The sequence below is a fragment of the Vibrio tarriae genome (assembly GCF_002216685.1).
Classification (GTDB): domain Bacteria; phylum Pseudomonadota; class Gammaproteobacteria; order Enterobacterales; family Vibrionaceae; genus Vibrio; species Vibrio tarriae.
This window is the reverse complement of the sequence record NZ_CP022353.1, coordinates 2785001-2804702: the sequence shown is the minus strand read 5'-3', so window position 1 is coordinate 2804702 and position 19702 is coordinate 2785001. Positions and strand designations below refer to the sequence as shown.

The window sequence follows — 19702 nt, the reverse complement described above, 5'->3', positions numbered from 1 at the left end:
CTCTTTTGTTAACCCATAGTCTCGATGAATACCTGAGGTCGTTCATGCTTTATCACGAAACATTTGACGTCATTGTGGTTGGTGGCGGTCACGCAGGAACAGAAGCCGCTCTCGCTGCAGCACGTACAGGACAGCGTACGTTACTTCTTACCCACAATATTGACACCCTAGGCCAAATGTCCTGTAACCCTGCCATTGGTGGGATCGGTAAAGGTCATTTAGTCAAAGAAGTGGATGCAATGGGCGGTTTGATGGCGCAAGCTATCGATCACGCAGGTATTCAATTTCGTACACTGAACGCTTCAAAAGGGCCAGCCGTGCGTGCAACTCGTGCACAAGCCGATCGTGCTCTGTACAAAGCCTATGTGCGTAATGTGTTAGAAAACACCCCGAATCTCACCCTGTTCCAACAAGCGGTAGATGATGTGATCGTCGAGCATGATCATATTCGTGGTGTTGTGACTCAAATGGGCCTGAAATTTCAGGCCAAAGCGGTAGTGTTAACCGTCGGGACTTTCCTTGGCGGTAAGATCCATATCGGCCTTGAAAACTATGCTGGAGGTCGTGCTGGGGATCCACCATCTATCGCTTTGGCGCACCGACTGCGTGAACTGCCATTTCGTGTTGATCGCTTAAAAACCGGCACACCACCACGTATCGATGCCAATAGCGTTGATTTCTCGGTATTGGAAGCGCAGCACGGTGATAATCCGACCCCAGTTTTTTCCTTCATGGGCAAGCGTGAGCACCATCCACGCCAAATTCCGTGTTACATCACGCACACCAATGAGCGCACCCATGATGTGATCCGCGCTAACCTTGATCGCAGCCCTATGTATGCCGGGATCATCGAAGGGATCGGCCCGCGTTACTGTCCATCGATCGAAGATAAGGTGATGCGTTTTGCCGATAAAGACAGTCACCAAATTTTTATTGAGCCAGAGGGTTTAACCACCACGGAACTCTATCCGAACGGCATTTCCACCAGCTTGCCATTTGACGTGCAAGTGCAGATCGTACGTTCAATGAAAGGTTTTGAGAACGCACATATCGTTCGTCCGGGTTACGCGATTGAATACGATTTCTTCGATCCACGTGATTTGAAGCAAACGTATGAAACCAAATTTATCCATGGTTTGTTCTTTGCAGGACAAATCAACGGCACTACTGGTTACGAAGAAGCCGCTGCGCAAGGCTTGATGGCGGGTCTGAACGCCAGCTTGTACAGCCAAGACAAAGAAGGTTGGAGTCCACGTCGCGATCAGGCGTACATGGGCGTGTTGATCGACGATCTCTCGACCATGGGCACGAAAGAGCCTTACCGTATGTTCACTTCGCGTGCGGAATATCGTCTGCTGCTGCGTGAAGACAACGCCGATCTGCGTTTGACCGAAAAAGCGCGTGAGCTTGGCCTTGTGGATGATGCGCGTTGGGCGCGTTTCAACCAAAAAATCGATAACATGGCCAAAGAGCGTCAACGCTTGCAAGAAACTTGGATGAATCCAAACTCGGTTGGCGTCGAACAGCTTAATACTCTGCTGAAAACGCCGATGTCGCGTGAAGCCAGTGGTGAAGACTTACTGCGTCGCCCTGAAATGACCTATGAGCTGCTGACCACTTTGCCGGCTTTTGCCCCTGCTTTGGAAGATGCCGAAGCTGCCGAACAGGTAGAGATTCAAGTTAAATACGATGGCTACATTCAGCGTCAGCAAGATGAAATTGAAAAATCGCTGCGCCATGAACATACCAAGCTGCCAGCAGAGCTTGATTATAAGCAAGTCAAAGGTCTTTCAAACGAGGTGGTATTGAAGCTCAATGCGGCTAAACCAGAAACCATTGGAATTGCATCACGTATTTCAGGTATCACACCTGCGGCGATTTCGATTTTGCTGGTTCACCTGAAAAAACACGGCATGCTGAAAAAGGGAGAAGCGGCGTAATGAATCCGTTACGAGTCAAACTCGACGCCTTGATCAGCAAAACCAGCTTAACGGTGACAGAGCAGCAACATGAGCAGCTCGTTGGGTATGTGCAGCTGCTCGACAAATGGAACAAAGCTTATAACCTCACTTCCGTGCGGGATCCGATGGAAATGTTGGTGAAACATATTCTCGATAGTTTGGTGGTCAGTCCGCATCTCGTCGGTGAGCGCTTTATTGATGTGGGTACTGGGCCTGGATTGCCAGGGATCCCGCTTGCGATCATGCACCCAGATAAAGAGTTTGTGCTGCTCGATAGCCTTGGTAAACGGATCCGTTTTCTAAAACAGGTGATCCACGATCTCAAGATCAACAATGTGTTACCCGTGCAGAGTCGAGTGGAAGAGTTTGATCCTGAATCTGGTTTTGATGGCGTATTAAGCCGCGCTTTTGCGTCGATGACCGACATGGTCAACTGGTGTCAGCATCTACCAAAACCGAATGGTGGGGTATTTTTAGCCCTCAAAGGAGTACGGCCTGATGATGAAATCACCCTACTCCCTGAGTGGTGTTCTGTGACCGATATCAAAGCTTTGCAAGTTCCTGAGTTGGAAGGTGAGCGTCATCTTGTAATCTTATCGCGCAAGGGATAACAGCGAGGCATACCGTGGGTAAAATCGTAGCAATCGCCAATCAGAAAGGCGGAGTTGGGAAAACAACAACTTGTATCAATCTGGCCGCCTCAATGGCCGCCACCAAACGTAAAGTACTGGTGGTCGATCTTGACCCTCAAGGTAATGCCACTATGGCAAGTGGCGTCGATAAATATCAGGTTGACTCCACAGCTTATGAGCTTTTGGTTGAGGATGCACCGTTTGACCAAGTGGTATGCCGCAAAACCACCGGGCACTATGACTTGATTGCCGCCAATGGAGATGTCACTGCGGCTGAAATCAAACTGATGGAAGTATTTGCCCGAGAAGTGCGCCTGAAAAACGCACTCGCGTCAGTGCGTGATAACTATGATTTCATCTTTATTGATTGTCCGCCTTCTTTAAACCTTCTTACAATCAACGCCATGGCAGCCGCCGATTCGGTGCTGGTTCCTATGCAATGTGAGTATTTTGCGTTGGAAGGCTTAACCGCGTTAATGGATACGATCAGCAAACTGGCCGCCGTGGTTAACGATAACCTTAAAATTGAAGGTATCTTGCGTACCATGTACGACCCACGTAACCGCTTGGCCAATGAAGTGTCTGATCAATTGAAAAAGCACTTTGGTAGTAAAGTGTATCGTACGGTTATTCCACGTAATGTCCGACTGGCCGAAGCGCCAAGTCATGGTAAACCAGCGATGTATTACGATAAGCAATCGGCTGGGGCTAAGGCCTATTTAGCGTTAGCTGGTGAGATGTTACGTCGCGAAGAGATTCCCGCATAAAACAACAACTATAGGAATTCGTTTACATGACTAAACGTGGTTTAGGAAAAGGGCTGGATGCACTACTCGCGACCAGTTCATTGGCTCGCGAAAAGCAGCAAGTTGCTTCACTCAGTCAGTCGATGTCGGCGGAAGGTGAGTTGGCGGATCTTTCCATCTCTAATCTCAAACCCGGTATCTATCAGCCACGTAAAGATCTTTCCCCAGAAGCTCTGGAAGAGTTGGCGGCATCCATTCAGTCTCAAGGTATTATCCAGCCGATTGTCGTGCGTCATCTGCCCACCGGGGGATATGAGATCATTGCGGGTGAACGTCGTTGGCGTGCCGCCAAACAAGCGGGGTTAAAGCAAGTGCCCTGTTTGATCAAGCAAGTGGAAGATCGCGGTGCGATCGCTATGGCATTGATCGAGAACATTCAGCGCGAAGATCTGAATGCGATGGAAGAGGCACAAGCGCTAGAGCGTTTACAAAACGAATTTAATCTTACCCATCAGCAGGTTGCGGAAGTGATCGGCAAGTCGCGCACGACCGTGACCAATCTGCTGCGTTTGAACCAATTGAGCGATGACGTAAAGCGCTTATTGGAGACCAAACAGTTGGAAATGGGCCATGCACGTGCTCTTCTGATGTTAGAAGGTGAACAGCAAGTGGAAATTGCGCAGCAAGTGGCGAAGAAGCAACTGACCGTTCGTCAAACTGAGCAACTTGTAAAAAAATGTTTATCTGACCCATCTGACGCAAAAAACGTGTCAGAAGACTTAGAAATACAACAATTGTCACAAAATTTAAGTGAGAAATTAGCAGCAAAAGTCTCTATAGTGAGAACCCCAAACGGTAAATCGAAAGTGACGATTAGTCTTGATGAGCCTCACAAATTAGAGCTACTGATTGCCAAGCTGCAAAACTAAGTGAGATAATTGATTTAAATCAATTGTGGTAAATCACATTGTTTATGCGAAAGTTGTCGGATTGTATGCAAAATTGTAACTTTTTGCGGTGTTTTCATTGCAATCAGTTGATGCCACCGTATAATTTTCGCCAATTTCCCAGTCCGAAAAAGCGGTTCGAGCTGTGGTGATTACTAGAGGTAAGAATACATGGTAGCTGTGCTAGCGAGGCAAGGACGAGAGCTTGCAAAGCGATTGTTATTGATCCAGTTCAGTGCAGTTATGGTTGCGGCAGCTGTGTTTGCAGTGGCGGTAAATGGTGATTGGGGGCTTTCAGCCTTAGTCGGTGGTGGCATTTTTGTCATTGCTAACGCTGTTTTTGCGGGTTGTGCTTTCCTGTTTGCAGGGGCGCGCGCGTTAAAAATGGTCGCAATCTCGTTTTATACGGGTGAAGCGCTGAAAATTCTCATCACTATCGTCCTGTTTTCCGTTGTCTACATGTATATGCAGTTGGAACTTGTTCCACTGAAGCTAACCTATTTGCTGGCTCTAGGTATCAATATCTGTGCGCCAGTGCTATTCATTAACAACAAAAAATAGGATGAGTTATGGCTGCGCCAGGTGAAGCGCTCACACCTTCCAGTTATATCACTCACCACCTTACTAACCTTTCAACCCACAAGTTGGGGTTAGTGGCGGAAGAGTCGAGTTTCTGGAATGTACACATCGATAGCCTGTTCTTCTCTGTTTTAACTGGACTGATATTCCTTGGAGTATTCCGTGCAGTAGCCAGAAAAGCGACAGCGGGTGTTCCGGGTAAGCTGCAGTGTGCTGTTGAGATGGTGGTAGAGTTCGTTGACAAAAACGTCAAAGACACTTTCCATGGTCGCAATCCACTAATTGCTCCTTTAGCACTCACTATCTTTTGTTGGGTATTTTTAATGAACTTGATGGACCTTGTGCCTATCGATTTCTTACCTTACCCAGCACAGCATTGGCTTGGTATCCCTTATTTAAAGGTGGTGCCGTCTGCTGATGTGAATATCACCATGGCTATGGCTCTAGGCGTATTTGCTCTGATGATTTACTACAGCATCAAAGTGAAAGGTCTGGGCGGGTTTGCAAAAGAGTTGGCACTACACCCGTTTAATCACTGGATCATGATTCCGTTCAACCTATTGATTGAAGTTGTTTCGCTGCTGGCGAAACCGCTATCACTCGGTATGCGTCTGTTTGGTAACATGTTTGCAGGTGAAGTAGTGTTTATTCTTTGTGCGGCTATGCTGCCATGGTACCTGCAATGGATGGGATCCCTACCTTGGGCTATCTTCCATATCTTGGTTATTTTGATCCAATCGTTTGTATTTATGATGTTGACCATTGTGTATATGTCAATGGCTCATGAAGATAACGATCATTAATAAATTGAATTTTTAATACCCATTGAATCTTTGGAGAAATTAGATGGAAACTGTATTGAGCTTCTCTGCAATCGCTGTAGCTATTATTGTTGGTCTATGTGCGGTTGGTACTGCGATTGGCTTCGCTGTATTAGGCGGAAAGTTTTTGGAAGGCGCTGCTCGTCAACCTGAAATGGCTCCTATGCTGCAAGTTAAGATGTTCATCATCGCAGGTCTGCTGGACGCGGTTCCAATGATCGGTATCGTAATCGCTCTGCTATTCACATTCGCAAACCCATTCGTTGGTCAGCTAGCTGGTTAATCAAGCTTTGTCCTGACAAATCGATAAGATTTGTCGTTGATTAACACTAAGTCCACTTTAGGGGGTAGCTGTTGTGAATATGAACGCAACTCTGCTAGGTCAAGCAATTGCCTTTGGTATGTTTGTGTGGTTCTGCATGAAATATGTGTGGCCGCCGATTATCAAAGCGATTGAAGATCGTCAGAAGAAAATTGCTGATGGTTTGCAAGCCGCTGAGCGTGCAAAGAAAGATCTAGATCTGGCACAAGCTAATGCTTCGGATCAATTGAAAGAAGCAAAACGCACAGCAACTGAGCTCATTGAGCAAGCGAATAAACGTAAAGCACAAATCATCGACGAAGCACGTGAGGAAGCTCAGGCAGAACGCCAGAAAATCCTGACTCAAGCCGAAGCGGAGATTGAAGCAGAACGTAACCGTGCTCGCGATGAGCTGCGTAAACAGGTTGCAACTCTGGCAATTGCTGGTGCTGAGAAAATTCTTGAGCGTTCAATCGATAAAGATACGCACAAAGATATTCTCGACAACATTACTGCAAAACTTTAACGGAGGGGGCGCATATGTCGGATCTGACTACAATCGCACGCCCCTACGCTAAAGCAGCCTTTGATTTTGCGGTAGAAAAACAGCAACTTGGCCATTGGAGCCAGATGCTTGCTTTCACCGCTGAAGTCGCAAAAAACGAACAAATGCACGAGCTGTTAACCAGCTCGGGCTCAGCTAATAAATTGGCTGAGATTTTTATTGCAGTTTGTGGCGAACAGCTTGATGGTCATGGTCAAAACCTGATTAAGGTAATGGCAGAAAATGGTCGTCTGTTGGCGATTCCTGCGCTTTATGAGCACTTTGCTGTGCTAAAGCAGGAATATGAGAAGAAAGTAGATGTGGAAGTGATTTCCGCTACTGAACTCAGCGATCAACAGCGTTCAGAAATTGGCAGCAAGCTTGAGCAGCGTTTAGAGCGCAAAGTTCAGCTGAATTGCAGTGTAGATGAGACTCTGCTTGGCGGAGTTATTATTCGAGCCGGAGACTTAGTCATCGATAACTCAGCACGCGGACGTTTGAAGCGTCTGAGCGATGCATTGCAGTCTTGATGGGGATTGGAGCATGCAACTTAATTCCACGGAAATTAGCGATCTGATCAAACAACGTATTGAATCTTTCAACGTTGTTAGTGAAGCTCGCAACGAAGGTACTATCGTATCGGTAAGTGACGGTATCATTCGTATTCACGGCCTTGCAGATGTTATGCAAGGTGAAATGATTGAATTACCGGGCAACCGTTATGCACTGGCACTGAACCTTGAGCGTGACTCGGTCGGTGCGGTAGTAATGGGTCCATACGCGGATCTGCGTGAAGGCATGAAAGTAACAGGTACTGGCCGTATTTTGGAAGTTCCTGTTGGTCCTGAGCTGCTAGGTCGTGTAGTTAACACTCTGGGTGAGCCTATTGATGGTAAAGGCCCAATCGGTGCAAAACTGACTTCACCTGTTGAAGTCATCGCACCGGGTGTTATCGATCGTAAATCGGTTGATCAACCGGTTCAAACTGGTTACAAATCAGTTGACTCGATGATCCCAATCGGCCGTGGCCAGCGTGAGCTGATCATCGGTGACCGTCAAACAGGTAAAACTGCATTGGCGATTGATGCGATCATCAACCAGAAAAACTCTGGTATTTACTCTATCTATGTTGCTATCGGCCAGAAAGCGTCAACCATTGCGAACGTTGTTCGTAAACTGGAAGAGCACGGCGCACTGAAAAACACCATTGTTGTGGTGGCTTCAGCGTCTGAATCTGCTGCACTGCAATACCTCGCGCCTTACTCAGGTTGTGCGATGGGTGAATACTTCCGCGATCGCGGTGAAGATGCTCTGATTGTATACGATGACCTGTCAAAACAGGCTGTTGCTTACCGTCAAATCTCACTGCTTCTGCGTCGTCCACCAGGTCGTGAAGCTTTCCCTGGCGACGTATTCTACCTCCACTCTCGTCTACTAGAGCGTGCAGCTCGTGTAAACGAAGAGTACGTAGAGCGTTTCACTAAGGGTGAAGTGAAAGGTAAGACCGGTTCTCTAACCGCTCTGCCAATCATCGAGACTCAAGCTGGTGACGTATCGGCATTCGTACCGACCAACGTAATCTCGATCACTGATGGTCAGATCTTCCTACAAACTGAACTGTTCAACGCGGGCGTACGTCCAGCGGTTGACCCAGGTATCTCAGTTTCTCGTGTAGGTGGTGCAGCGCAAACCAAGATCGTTAAGAAGCTCTCTGGCGGTATCCGTACTGCTCTGGCTGCTTACCGTGAACTGGCGGCGTTTGCTCAGTTCTCTTCAGATCTGGATGAGGCGACCAAGCGTCAGCTGACTCACGGTCAGAAAGTGACTGAACTGATGAAACAGAAACAGTATGCACCAATGTCTGTCTTTGATCAGGCTCTGGTGATCTTTGCTGCGGAACGTGGCTATCTGACAGACGTAGAACTGAACAAGGTTCTCGACTTCGAAGCTGCTCTACTATCGTATGCTCGTGCTCATTACGCTGAATTGGCAGCGCAAATTGACAAGACCGGTGCTTACAACGATGAGATCGAAGCTCAGCTGAAGAAGCTGGTTGACGATTTCAAAGCAACCCAAACTTGGTAATGAGGTCGGTGGCAGTTTCTGCCACCAACTAACGGAGAGTAACGATGGCCGGCGCAAAAGAGATACGTACTAAGATCGGGAGTGTGAAAAGCACTCAGAAGATTACGAAAGCGATGGAAATGGTGGCTGCTTCTAAAATGCGTCGTTCACAGGACGCTATGGAGTCATCACGCCCTTACGCACAAACAATACGTAAAGTGATCGGTCATGTCGCCAACGCAAGTCTAGAGTATCGTCATCCGTATCTAGAAGAGCGTGAAGCGAAGCGTGTTGGTTACATCATTATTTCTACAGACCGCGGTTTGTGTGGTGGTTTGAACATTAACCTGTTCAAAAAAGCCATCACTGATATGCAAACTTGGAAAGAAAAAGGCGCGCAAATTGAGCTGGCAATTATCGGTTCAAAAGCCACCTCCTTTTTCAACAACAGCGGCGCGAAAGTAGCGGCTCAGGTTTCTGGTTTAGGCGATAGCCCAAGCTTAGAAGATCTGATCGGTTCGGTCGGCGTCATGCTGAAGAAATACGATAAAGGCGAGTTAGACCGCCTCTATCTGGTGTTCAACCAGTTTGTGAACACCATGGTGCAAAAACCAAAGATCGATCAATTGCTACCTTTGCCAAAATCGGACAGCGAAGATATGCAGCGTGGTCACATGTGGGATTACATCTACGAACCAGAACCGAAGCCTCTGTTGGATGCGCTTTTACTGCGCTTCATCGAGTCACAGGTTTACCAAGGTGTTGTAGAGAACCTAGCGTGTGAGCAAGCAGCCCGAATGGTTGCGATGAAAGCTGCTACCGATAACGCGAGCAACCTGATTGATGATTTACAGCTTGTGTACAACAAAGCCCGTCAGGCAGCGATTACACAAGAATTGTCGGAAATCGTAGGCGGCGCGGCTGCGGTTTAAGCTTAGGTAAAACAAACAGTTTAGAGGATTAACGATGGCTACAGGTAAGATCGTACAGATCATCGGTGCGGTAGTCGACGTAGAGTTCCCACAGAGCGAAGTACCAAGTGTTTACGATGCTCTGAATGTTGTGGATTCCAAAGAACGTCTGGTTCTGGAAGTTCAACAGCAGCTAGGCGGTGGCGTGATTCGCGCTATCGTTATGGGTAGCTCGGATGGTTTACGTCGTGGAATGACAGTACAAAACACTGGCGCTCCAATTTCAGTACCAGTAGGTACTAAAACCCTAGGTCGTATCATGAACGTGCTTGGTGATGCGATTGACGAACGTGGCGACATTGGCGCAGAAGAGGTGTATTCAATCCACCGCCCTGCACCAAGCTACGAAGAACAGTCTAGTGCAACTGAACTTTTGGAAACGGGTGTTAAGGTTATTGACCTGATCTGTCCGTTTGCGAAAGGCGGTAAAATTGGTCTGTTCGGTGGTGCGGGTGTAGGTAAGACCGTTAACATGATGGAACTTATCAACAACATCGCGCTGCAACACTCAGGTTTGTCAGTATTTGCAGGGGTTGGTGAGCGTACTCGTGAGGGTAACGACTTCTACCACGAAATGCAGGAAGCGGGCGTTGTAAACGTTGAGCAACCAGAACTGTCGAAAGTAGCGATGGTTTACGGTCAGATGAACGAGCCACCAGGCAACCGTCTGCGTGTAGCACTGACCGGTCTGACCATGGCGGAACGATTCCGTGATGAAGGCCGTGACGTACTGCTGTTTATCGACAACATCTACCGTTACACCCTAGCGGGAACGGAAGTATCTGCTCTGCTTGGCCGTATGCCTTCAGCGGTAGGTTACCAGCCAACATTGGCTGAGGAGATGGGTGTTCTGCAAGAACGTATCACGTCAACCAAGAAAGGTTCTATCACCTCTGTTCAAGCGGTATACGTACCTGCGGATGACTTGACTGACCCGTCACCAGCAACCACGTTTGCTCACTTGGATGCAACCGTTGTTCTGAACCGTAACATCGCCGCTATGGGTCTATACCCAGCGATCGACCCACTGGATTCGACTTCACGTCAATTGGATCCATTGGTTGTTGGTCAAGAGCACTACGATGTGGCACGTGGCGTGCAAGCAACGCTACAACGCTATAAAGAGCTGAAAGACATCATCGCGATTCTAGGTATGGACGAACTGTCTGAAGCGGACAAGCAAGTGGTTGCTCGTGCGCGTAAGATCGAACGTTTCCTGACTCAGCCTTACCACGTAGCGGAAGTCTTTACTGGCGATCCAGGGGTATACGTATCTCTGAAAGAAACCCTGCGTGGTTTCAAAGGTCTGCTGGCAGGTGACTACGATGACATTCCAGAGCAAGCGTTTATGTACTGCGGTACGATTGACGATGCTATCGAGAATGCGAAGAAGCTATAAGGCTGACTAGGAGGCGATATGGCAGCAATAACCTTTCATCTGGACGTAGTGAGCGCAGAGAAAAAACTGTTCTCTGGCTTGGTTGAAACGTTTCAGGTGACCGGTAGCGAAGGTGAGCTGGGTATTTTCCACGGCCATACACCGCTGCTGACCGCTATTAAGCCTGGTATGGTGCGTATTGTGAAACTGCACGGCCACGAAGAGTACATTTATGTCTCAGGTGGTATTGTTGAGGTTCAGCCGGGCACAGCGACTGTGTTGGCTGATACCGCAATCCGTGGAGAAGATCTGGACGCAGCTAAGGCAGAAGAAGCCAAACGCCGTGCGGAAGAGCGTATTCTCAACCAGCATGGCGATATGGACTTTGCACAAGCGGCCAGTGAACTGGCTAAAGCCATCGCGCAGCTTCGCGTGATTGAATTGACCAAAAAGCGTCGTTAATCATGCTTACAAGCTGATAAAAAGCCTGACCTATGTCAGGCTTTTTTGTCTCTTGTGCACCGCTTATCGGTAAGAGTGTGTGATGTTATGGGATGTTTTTTGTCCCGTTATTGACTGATTACCAATAAATAAAGGTTATTTTCTATGAAAATAATCGCTCTTCTTATTTTCGAGATAATCGGCAATTAACTATTTTCAGTTTGCTGTTTAGAATACGACGCAGAAAAATGACTAGGTAGATAACAAATGAAATTCAGTACGGTAATTCTCGCAGCAGGGAAAGGAACTCGTATGCACTCCAATATGCCGAAGGTGCTGCATACATTGGCGGGTAAGCCTATGGTCAAACACGTCATTGATACGTGTAATAACCTAGGCGCGCAAAATATCCATCTGGTTTATGGCCATGGTGGCGACCAGATGCAGCAAGCTCTGGTGAACGAAAACGTCAACTGGGTTTTGCAAGCGCAGCAACTGGGAACAGGGCACGCCGTAGATCAGGCCTCTCCCCATTTCCAAGATGATGAAAAAATCTTGGTGTTGTACGGGGATGTACCGCTGATTTCTGAAGACACTATTGAAAGTTTACTTGAAGCACAGCCCACCGATGGCATTGCACTACTGACTGTTGTTCTGGAAGACCCAACGGGGTACGGCCGTATCGTACGTAAACGTGGCCCTGTGGTGGCGATCGTTGAGCAGAAAGATGCCAGCGAAGAGCAAAAGCTGATCAAAGAAGTCAACACTGGGGTGCTGGTGGCGACTGGTCGTGACCTTAAGCGTTGGTTGGCAGGGCTAAACAACAATAACGCGCAAGGCGAATACTACCTGACTGACGTGATTGCGGCAGCGCATGATGAAGGCCGTGCCGTCGAAGCGGTACATCCTTCACACTCAATCGAAGTGGAAGGGGTAAACGATCGCATTCAATTGGCGCGTCTTGAGCGTGCTTTCCAAGCGGGGCAGGCAAAGAAGCTGCTTGAGCAAGGTGTGATGCTGCGCGATCCTGCACGTTTTGACCTGCGCGGAACACTGCAGTGCGGTTCGGATGTGGAAATCGATGTTAACGTGATTATTGAAGGCAATGTATCGATCGGTAATAACGTAGTGATTGGCGCGGGCTCGATTCTCAAAGATTGTGAGATTGATGACAACACGGTGATCCGCCCATACAGCGTAATTGAAGGGGCGACGGTCGGTGAAAACTGTACAGTTGGACCGTTTACTCGTCTACGTCCCGGAGCAGAGCTACGCGATGATGCGCATGTCGGCAACTTTGTGGAGATGAAAAATGCTCGTCTTGGTGAAGGTTCAAAAGCCAATCACCTGACTTATCTTGGCGATGCTGAGATTGGCAAAGGCGTGAATGTGGGCGCTGGGGTGATCACCTGTAACTACGACGGTGCCAATAAGCACAAAACCGTGATTGGTGATGATGTGTTTGTGGGTTCTGATTGCCAGCTCGTAGCGCCTGTAACCATTGGTAACGGTGCGACCATTGGTGCCGGTACAACCCTGACGAAGAATGTCGCTGAAGGTGAGTTAGTCATCACTCGCGCGCCAGAGCGCAAAATTGCTGGCTGGCAGCGTCCGGCGAAAAAGAAATAATTGAAGAGATTGAAAAAGAGCCGCATTCGCGGCTCTTTTTGTATTACTCAAGTACAGTTTATTCGTCACTGACCACGCGAGCATTGTCGGGGGTGGTGAACTGTTCACGTAACTGACGGTTAGAGAGTATGTACCCTATCCACAACCCGCCTGTACACAACACAATCGCAATGCCTGTCACTGGCTGAGCTTGGCTGGCAAGCGCAGCCACTAGGGCGCTGGATAAACTGCTGACACTGATCTGTAAGCTATTTTGTAATCCGGCAGCGGTTGCTGGGCTTTGCTTAGCACTGGATAAGGCACGGTTGACCACTATCGGGTACATGGCACCATTAGCCACTGCAATTAAGCAGAACGGAGCCAAGATTGGCCAAATTGAGCTGAGCGTCCATTGTGAGGCGATAAAAATCATCGCTGCTGATAGGGTAAACAGCGTAATCAACTGTTTGAGCACCAGTTCATCACCGTATTTCTGAACCGCTTTCTTACCTAGGTAGCCACCCACCATAAATGCAATGGTTTGTGGAATAAAGCTCAGGCCAATGTCCCGTGCTTGATAACCAAGCTGCGCCATGATTTCCGGCATCCCAGTCAGGTAGGCAAAAAATGCCGCCGATGCACAAGCAAACATCATCACATTGCCGAGATAGGTTTTGCTTTTCAGTAAACCTTTAATATCTTGCGCGATAGAAGTGGTTTTTGGCTCAGCAATTTCATTGGTTTGTAAGCCCGTACTTACCACCAACACAATACCCATCAAGGTTAAAGTCAAAAAAATGCTGTGCCAGCCAAAGTGATCCGCCAGCAGCACACCCAGTTGCGGTGCCAGTGCTGGAGAGAGCGCTACTAGTGGCATGATGGTCGCAAACAGCTGTTGGCTGACTGAGCTTGGGTAACGTTTGATCACCATTGCCTGCCAAATCACCGCTGGCGCGCACACCCCAATCGCTTGGATAAAACGCAGCAGTAGCAGTTGCCATACCGTTGAGCTAAACGCGAGTCCGGCAGAGGCGAGGGTAAAAACGAGTAAGCCAGCAATCAGCGTATTACGATGGCCAAATTTGTCGGAAGCTAAGCCCCACAGTAACTGGCCAAGCGCCATCCCCACTAAGAACACCGTCAGTGATAGAGCGATTTGTTCAGGGCCGGTCGCAAAAGCGGTTTCCATCATTTTAAACGCAGGCAAATACATGTCGGTGGCAATAAAACCGAGCATGGAGAGTGCCGAAAGGTAAACCAACTGGAAGAAAGATACTTTCATTTTTTCATGTCCATCAAAATTATTCACACATGTTTTTTTCAGTATCCGTTGGCGCCAACCAGGATTTTTCTGTAGTTACATTCTAGTTTTGTCTTGTGATGAAGAGAAACGGCAAATTTTTCGGTTATCATGCAAAAAAATTGATAGGTAGGTGAGTGATGTTTTCCAAATCCTCTTTGGAGATGTTGGATGCCGTAGCGCGTTTAGGCAGTTTTACTGCGGCAGCAGAGGTGCTGCACAAAGTGCCTTCGGCGATCAGCTACAGTGTGCGCCAAATAGAGAGTGAACTGGGTGTGGTGCTGTTTCGCCGTTTACCGCGTAAGGTCGAGCTAACCCCTGCTGGTGAGCTGTTTATGCTTGAGGCAAGGCAGTTACTGCGCCAGATGGAGGAGATCCGCGCGCAAACCAAACGCGCTGCGCATGGTTGGCGTAAAACCTTGAAAGTGACACTCGATAACGTAGTCAAGCTGGACAAGATGAAGCCGATGGTGGAAGCCTTCTACCAAACCTTTGATTTCGCGGAGCTACAGATCAACATGGAAGTGTTCAACGGCTCGTGGGAAGCGATTGCACAAGGCCGCGCCGATATCGTGATTGGCGCAACGGCAGCAGTACCAGTGGGCGGCGATTTTGAAGTGCGCGATATGGGCATTCTTGACTGGGCATTTGTGATGTCACCCAATCATCCCTGCGTGCGCGAGCAGAATTTGAGTGAAGAGTTTATCAGCCAGTTTTTAGCCATCTGTTTGGACGATACCTCAAGCGTATTGCCCAAACGCCATACCGAACACTACCCTAAACAGCGTCGTTTGCTACTGCCAAACTGGTACAGCGCGATTGAAAGTTTAAAAAATGGACTCGGGGTCGGCTATATGCCAAGGCATATGGCGCAGCCGCTACTGGCCAGCGGTCAGTTGGTGGAGAAGGTTCTGCCCGATGAAAAACTGCTTAGCCACTGCTGCCTAGTGTGGCGCAAAGACGATAATCATAAATTGATTGAGTGGATGGTGAATTATCTGGGCAGTAGCGATCAACTTTACAGTGATTGGCTACAAGCTAAATAACCTAATAACAAGAGCCAGCGCTGCTGGCTCTTAAAATACTCTTCGAGAGAGGTAACTGAATGGTGGTTATGGGCGCTCAAAAATGGTCGCGATACCCTGACCTAAGCCGATACACATTGTAGCAAGGCCATATTTCGCATCTTTGGCTTCCATTAAGTTGATCAGCGTGGTTGAGATACGTATACCCGAGCAACCCAGTGGATGACCTAGCGCTATCGCGCCGCCATTGAGGTTGACCTTGTCATCCATCATCTCCAGTAAGCCCAAGTCTTTTGCGCAAGGTAGAGATTGCGCGGCAAACGCTTCGTTCAGTTCCACCACATCCATATCCTGCATGGTTAAGCCAGCACGTTGCAGCGCTTTATGGGTCGCAGGTACTGGGCCGTAACCCATGATCGAAGGATCGCAACCGGCCACGGCCATCGCTTTAATGCGGGCGCGAATGGTTAAACCGAGTGCTTTGGCTTTCTGTTCACTCATCACCAACATCGCTGAAGCACCATCCGAAAGTGCCGAAGAGGTTCCTGCAGTCACAGTTCCGTTGGCCGGATCGAACACGGGACGCAGTTCAGCTAATCCCGCCACAGTGGTTTCCGGGCGGATCACTTCATCATAATCGAGAGTGAACAGCGTACCATCGGCAGCATGGCCCTCGGTGGGCAGAATCTCGTTTTTAAAGCGACCTTCTAATGTTGCTGCATGAGCACGCGCATGAGAGCGCGCAGCGAACTCATCTTGCTGCTGACGGCTAATGCCATGCAGTTTGCCGAGCATCTCTGCGGTCAATCCCATCATTCCCGCTGCTTTGGCCACGTTCTTAGACAGGCCCGGATGGAAGTCAACGCCGTGAGTCATTGGTACGTGGCCCATGTGCTCAACGCCGCCCACTAAACAGATCTCTGCATCGCCAACCATGATTGCGCGCGCCGCATCATGCAGTGCTTGCATGGACGATCCACACAAACGGTTGACGGTGACCGCGCCAATCTCAATTGGCAGACCCGCAAGCAACGCTGCGTTACGCGCAACGTTAAAGCCTTGTTCAAGGGTTTGCTGCACACAGCCCCAATAAATGTCTTCAATCTCTTTTGGATTGACCTGTGGGTTGCGCGCCAGAATGCCTTTCATCAAATGTGCTGAAAGATCTTCCGCACGTTGGTGGCGAAACGCACCGCCTTTGGAGCGTCCCATCGGAGTACGTAGGCAATCAACAATCACTACTGTATTCATTTTGTTATTCCTTTTCTAAACCGATTTACAGGGCACTGGCTTGCTGAGCGCTGTAGAAAGATGTTCCTTGTTGCGCCATGTTCTTCAGCAGTTGCGGTACTTGATAGAGCGCGCCGAGGTCAGCGTATTTTTCCGCCATAGCCACATAGTTGGCGATGCCGATGGTATCTAGGTAACGGAATACACCACCACGGAACGGAGGGAAGCCAAGACCGTACACCAACGCCATGTCAGCTTCTTGCGCGGAGGCGATGATCCCTTCTTCAAGACAGAGCACCACTTCATTAATCATCGGAATCATGGTTCGTTCGATAATGGTTTGTGGGTCAAAGCTTTGTGGTGCGCCGCATACAGGCGCAAGAATGGCGAGCACGTCATCGCTGAAGGCTTTCTTCGGTTTGCCTTTTTTATCTACTGTGTACTGATAGAAGCCGCTGCCATTTTTCTGGCCAAATTTTTTCGCTTCGTACAGGGCATCAATCGCTTCTCGGCCGCTTTTCGCCATGCGAGTTGGGAAGCCTTCCGCCATCACTGCCTGAGCATGGTGTGCAGTATCAATACCGACCACATCAAGCAAATACGCCGGGCCCATTGGCCAGCCGAATTGACGCTCCATCACTTTGTCGATTTCGGTGAAGTTCGCGCCATCACGCATCAGCAGACTAAAGCCTGCAAAGTAAGGGAAGAGTACGCGGTTAACGAAGAATCCTGGGCAGTCATTGACCACAATCGGTGATTTGCCCATTTTCGCCGCATAAGCAACCACTCGGTTGATGGTGTCTTCTGAGGAGTGTTCACCACGGATGATTTCCACCAAAGGCATGCGATGCACTGGGTTAAAGAAGTGCATACCGCAGAAGTTCTGTGGACGCTTGAGTGATTTGGCGAGCAGGTTAATGGGAATGGTCGAGGTGTTGGAGGTCAGAATCGTTTCTGCATCGACCAATCCTTCCAATTCGCTCAGTACCGCGGCTTTTACTTTCGGATTTTCCACCACGGCCTCAACAATCACATCCGCCTGATCAATCCCTGCGTAATGCAGAGAAGGGGTGATGGAAGCCAGAATGCCGGCCATTTTGAAACCATCGATCTTGCCGCGCTCTAACTGTTTGTTGAGGAGCTTGGCCGCTTCGGTCATGCCCAGTTCTAAAGAGTGCGGTGTGATGTCTTTCATCAGCACAGGTACGCCTTTGAGAGCCGATTGATAGGCGATGCCGCCACCCATAATGCCCGCGCCGAGCACGGCGGCGTGTTGGGTGTCTTGGCTCGCCGCTTTCGCGGATTGTTTGGCTAGGCCTTTGATGTATTGATCATTGAGGAAAATACCAACCAGTGCTTGCGCCTCGGTGGATTTTGCGAGCTTGATGAAGTGTTTGCGCTCGATATCCAGCGCAGCATCGCGTGGTAAACGCGCCGCTTCTTCAATGGTCACGACAGAGGTCATCGGTGCTGGATAGTGTTTGCCTGCCACTTGCGCCACCATGCCTTTTGCCATGGTAAAGCTCATCATGGCTTCCAGCTTGCTTAAAGTCAGCGCTGAGGTTTTCTGCTGACGGCGTTTTTGCCAATCCAGTTTTTCTTCAATCGCTTGAGTCAACGTGGTGATTGCGGAATCGATCAGTTTGTCGCTATCGACAATCGCATCCAGTAATCCCACTTTTAACGCTTCTTCCGCGCGGCACGCTTTACCTTGGGTGATGATTTCCATCGCGCTATCAGCACCAATCAAACGTGGCAGACGCACGGTGCCGCCAAATCCCGGCATGATGCCGAGTTTGGTTTCAGGTAAACCAATGCTGGTGGTGGCATCACCAATCCGAAAATCGGTGGCGAGTACACATTCACAGCCGCCGCCAAGTGTGTAGCCTTTCAACGCTGACAAGGTGGGGAAAGGTAAATCTTCCAACTTGTTAAAAATGCGATTAGCAAACTGCAACCACTCATCCAATTCTGCTTCCGGTTTGGCAAATAGCCCGAGAAATTCGGTGATATCAGCGCCGACGATAAAAGCCTCTTTATCTGAGCTGAGTAGGAGGCCTTTGACACTGGAATCGGCAGCGAGCGCATCTAACGCTTTATCGAGGGATTCCAGTGTGTGTAAATCCAGTTTGTTAACGGAAGCAGGAGCACAGAAAGAGAGCTCGGCAATTCCATTAGCGAGTTGCTTTACCTGTAGGGTTTTGGCTTGGTAAATCATTGTCTATCTCCGTGACATACAATCAGTGATTGTGTGAGAGAGCGGTTGTCATTTTTATGTTCTGGTTTGACCAGTTGCCTAAGTTTGAACCTGAGATTAGCTAATTTCAATACATTTTTTAAACAAGTGTTTAACATTGTGCGTTAAGTCGAGTCGAGCTTATGGTGAGGCCGTGTTACACTGGGCGCCTTTTTTATTGAGACCTGAGTTATGAATCTTCATCCCTACCTCATTCCCATGGCTTCTGTTCGGTTTGAAGAAGAGATTAAAAAGAGTCTGTTTATTACCTATTTGGCACATACGCCAGATCTTGCCAGTGCCAAAGCGTTTGTTGATGAGATTAAGCAGCGTCATGCGGATGCGAGACACAACTGCTGGGCGTTTGTGGCTGGGCGACCTGAAAACTCCATGCTGTGGGGATTGAGTGATGATGGTGAGCCATCCGGTACTGCGGGAAAACCCATCTTGGCTCAGCTCACAGGGTCTCATATCGGCGAAATTACGGCGGTAGTGACCCGTTATTATGGCGGTGTTCTATTGGGAACCGGTGGCTTAGTGAAAGCGTATGGTGGCGGTGTGCAACAAGCGCTCAAGCGACTTCAAACTATTGAGAAAAAAAATCACCACATCTGTGCACCTGACGCTAGACTACGCCATGATTCCATTACTCCATTCCATAATGGCGCAATTTTCTGCGACGGAAATGGAGGCTCACTATAATGAACAAGTCGAAATGGTGGTGGAATTAGAGGCATTGCAATCAGATGCTTTCACACAAGCCTTGATCAATAAAAGTGGCGCGAAAATACAGGTGAGTCGCTCACCACAACATAGTCAGAATTAGCGAGTCAGCTCAAACCATAATGCAATTTCGTTCAATTATCCGTATTGTCGGGCTTTTGCTCGCTCTATTTAGCGTTTCTATGCTTGCGCCTG

The 19702-nt window shown here is 48.7% G+C and carries 19 protein-coding genes and 1 pseudogene (1 of these 20 only partly in view); 17 read left to right on the top strand and 3 right to left on the bottom strand.

What is annotated here, in order from left to right:
• Positions 1-44 precede the first annotated feature (44 nt).
• The 14 genes from mnmG to glmU all read left to right on the top strand — a co-directional run bounded on the left by mnmG (position 45) and on the right by glmU (position 13014).
• Entirely contained in the window at positions 45-1940 is a 1896-nt protein-coding gene (mnmG, locus tag CEQ48_RS18650) for a tRNA uridine-5-carboxymethylaminomethyl(34) synthesis enzyme MnmG (protein WP_000965610.1), read from the top strand.
• A complete protein-coding gene (gene rsmG / locus CEQ48_RS18645; RefSeq protein WP_089072226.1) occupies positions 1940-2572 on the top strand; it encodes a 16S rRNA (guanine(527)-N(7))-methyltransferase RsmG in 633 nt (210 codons plus the stop codon). Before mnmG ends, rsmG begins: the two co-directional genes overlap by 1 nt.
• Before the next feature lie 14 nt (positions 2573-2586).
• Entirely contained in the window at positions 2587-3360 is a 774-nt protein-coding gene (locus CEQ48_RS18640; RefSeq protein WP_000516546.1) for a ParA family protein, read from the top strand.
• A 26-nt stretch (positions 3361-3386) separates the two neighbouring features.
• On the top strand, positions 3387-4268 hold the full coding sequence (locus CEQ48_RS18635; RefSeq protein ID WP_000166627.1) for a ParB/RepB/Spo0J family partition protein: 882 nt from the start codon (positions 3387-3389) through the stop codon (positions 4266-4268).
• Positions 4269-4457: 189 nt separating this feature from the next.
• Positions 4458-4847 carry a F0F1 ATP synthase subunit I gene (locus CEQ48_RS18630; protein WP_089072225.1) on the top strand — a complete coding sequence of 130 codons (390 nt, stop codon included), beginning with the start codon at positions 4458-4460 and terminating at the stop codon, positions 4845-4847.
• A gap of 8 nt (positions 4848-4855) precedes the next feature.
• On the top strand, positions 4856-5668 hold the full coding sequence (gene atpB / locus CEQ48_RS18625) for a F0F1 ATP synthase subunit A (RefSeq protein WP_089072224.1): 813 nt from the start codon (positions 4856-4858) through the stop codon (positions 5666-5668).
• 43 nt (positions 5669-5711) lie between these two features.
• Positions 5712-5969, top strand: coding sequence for a F0F1 ATP synthase subunit C (gene atpE / locus CEQ48_RS18620; RefSeq protein ID WP_000450922.1), 258 nt, complete (start codon positions 5712-5714; stop codon positions 5967-5969).
• A gap of 73 nt (positions 5970-6042) precedes the next feature.
• Positions 6043-6513 (top strand): F0F1 ATP synthase subunit B, encoded by a 471-nt coding sequence (atpF, locus tag CEQ48_RS18615; RefSeq protein ID WP_001886316.1) that lies wholly within the window; start codon positions 6043-6045, stop codon positions 6511-6513.
• A 14-nt stretch (positions 6514-6527) separates the two neighbouring features.
• Positions 6528-7061 (top strand): F0F1 ATP synthase subunit delta, encoded by a 534-nt coding sequence (gene atpH / locus CEQ48_RS18610; protein WP_089072223.1) that lies wholly within the window; start codon positions 6528-6530, stop codon positions 7059-7061.
• A 13-nt stretch (positions 7062-7074) separates the two neighbouring features.
• Complete coding sequence (gene atpA, locus CEQ48_RS18605) at positions 7075-8616, top strand: F0F1 ATP synthase subunit alpha (protein WP_001176737.1); 1542 nt, start codon at positions 7075-7077, stop codon at positions 8614-8616.
• 44 nt (positions 8617-8660) lie between these two features.
• Positions 8661-9527 (top strand): F0F1 ATP synthase subunit gamma, encoded by an 867-nt coding sequence (gene atpG, locus CEQ48_RS18600; protein WP_000896518.1) that lies wholly within the window; start codon positions 8661-8663, stop codon positions 9525-9527.
• Positions 9528-9561: 34 nt separating this feature from the next.
• Positions 9562-10965, top strand: coding sequence for a F0F1 ATP synthase subunit beta (gene atpD / locus CEQ48_RS18595; protein ID WP_000190492.1), 1404 nt, complete (start codon positions 9562-9564; stop codon positions 10963-10965).
• 18 nt (positions 10966-10983) lie between these two features.
• Entirely contained in the window at positions 10984-11406 is a 423-nt protein-coding gene (locus CEQ48_RS18590) for a F0F1 ATP synthase subunit epsilon (RefSeq protein ID WP_000719050.1), read from the top strand.
• A 246-nt stretch (positions 11407-11652) separates the two neighbouring features.
• Positions 11653-13014 carry a bifunctional UDP-N-acetylglucosamine diphosphorylase/glucosamine-1-phosphate N-acetyltransferase GlmU gene (glmU, locus tag CEQ48_RS18585; protein WP_089072222.1) on the top strand — a complete coding sequence of 454 codons (1362 nt, stop codon included), beginning with the start codon at positions 11653-11655 and terminating at the stop codon, positions 13012-13014.
• Between the two features lie 58 nt (positions 13015-13072).
• Here the strand turns inward: glmU and punC are convergent, their stop codons facing one another.
• Positions 13073-14275 carry a purine nucleoside transporter PunC gene (punC, locus tag CEQ48_RS18580; RefSeq protein ID WP_089072221.1) on the bottom strand — a complete coding sequence of 401 codons (1203 nt, stop codon included), beginning with the start codon at positions 14273-14275 and terminating at the stop codon, positions 13073-13075.
• A 158-nt stretch (positions 14276-14433) separates the two neighbouring features.
• On the opposite strand from punC, the gene punR reads away from it, so the two are divergent.
• Positions 14434-15339, top strand: coding sequence for a DNA-binding transcriptional activator PunR (gene punR, locus CEQ48_RS18575; protein WP_198301306.1), 906 nt, complete (start codon positions 14434-14436; stop codon positions 15337-15339).
• A gap of 66 nt (positions 15340-15405) precedes the next feature.
• On the opposite strand, the gene fadA is transcribed toward punR, so the two are convergent.
• A complete protein-coding gene (gene fadA / locus CEQ48_RS18570) occupies positions 15406-16569 on the bottom strand; it encodes an acetyl-CoA C-acyltransferase FadA (RefSeq protein WP_089072219.1) in 1164 nt (387 codons plus the stop codon).
• 25 nt (positions 16570-16594) lie between these two features.
• Entirely contained in the window at positions 16595-18766 is a 2172-nt protein-coding gene (fadB, locus tag CEQ48_RS18565) for a fatty acid oxidation complex subunit alpha FadB (protein WP_089072218.1), read from the bottom strand.
• Positions 18767-18976: 210 nt separating this feature from the next.
• Here fadB and CEQ48_RS18560 point away from each other — a divergent pair.
• Together CEQ48_RS18560 and CEQ48_RS18555 are read left to right on the top strand one after the other, a co-directional pair.
• Positions 18977-19610: pseudogene (locus CEQ48_RS18560) on the top strand (YigZ family protein).
• Between the two features lie 19 nt (positions 19611-19629).
• On the top strand, positions 19630-19702 hold the 5' end (the start) of the coding sequence (locus CEQ48_RS18555) for a TrkH family potassium uptake protein (protein ID WP_089072217.1). 1385 nt of this gene lie beyond the right edge of the window; 73 of the gene's 1458 nt are visible here — the first part of the coding sequence; the start codon lies at positions 19630-19632; the stop codon falls past the right edge of the window.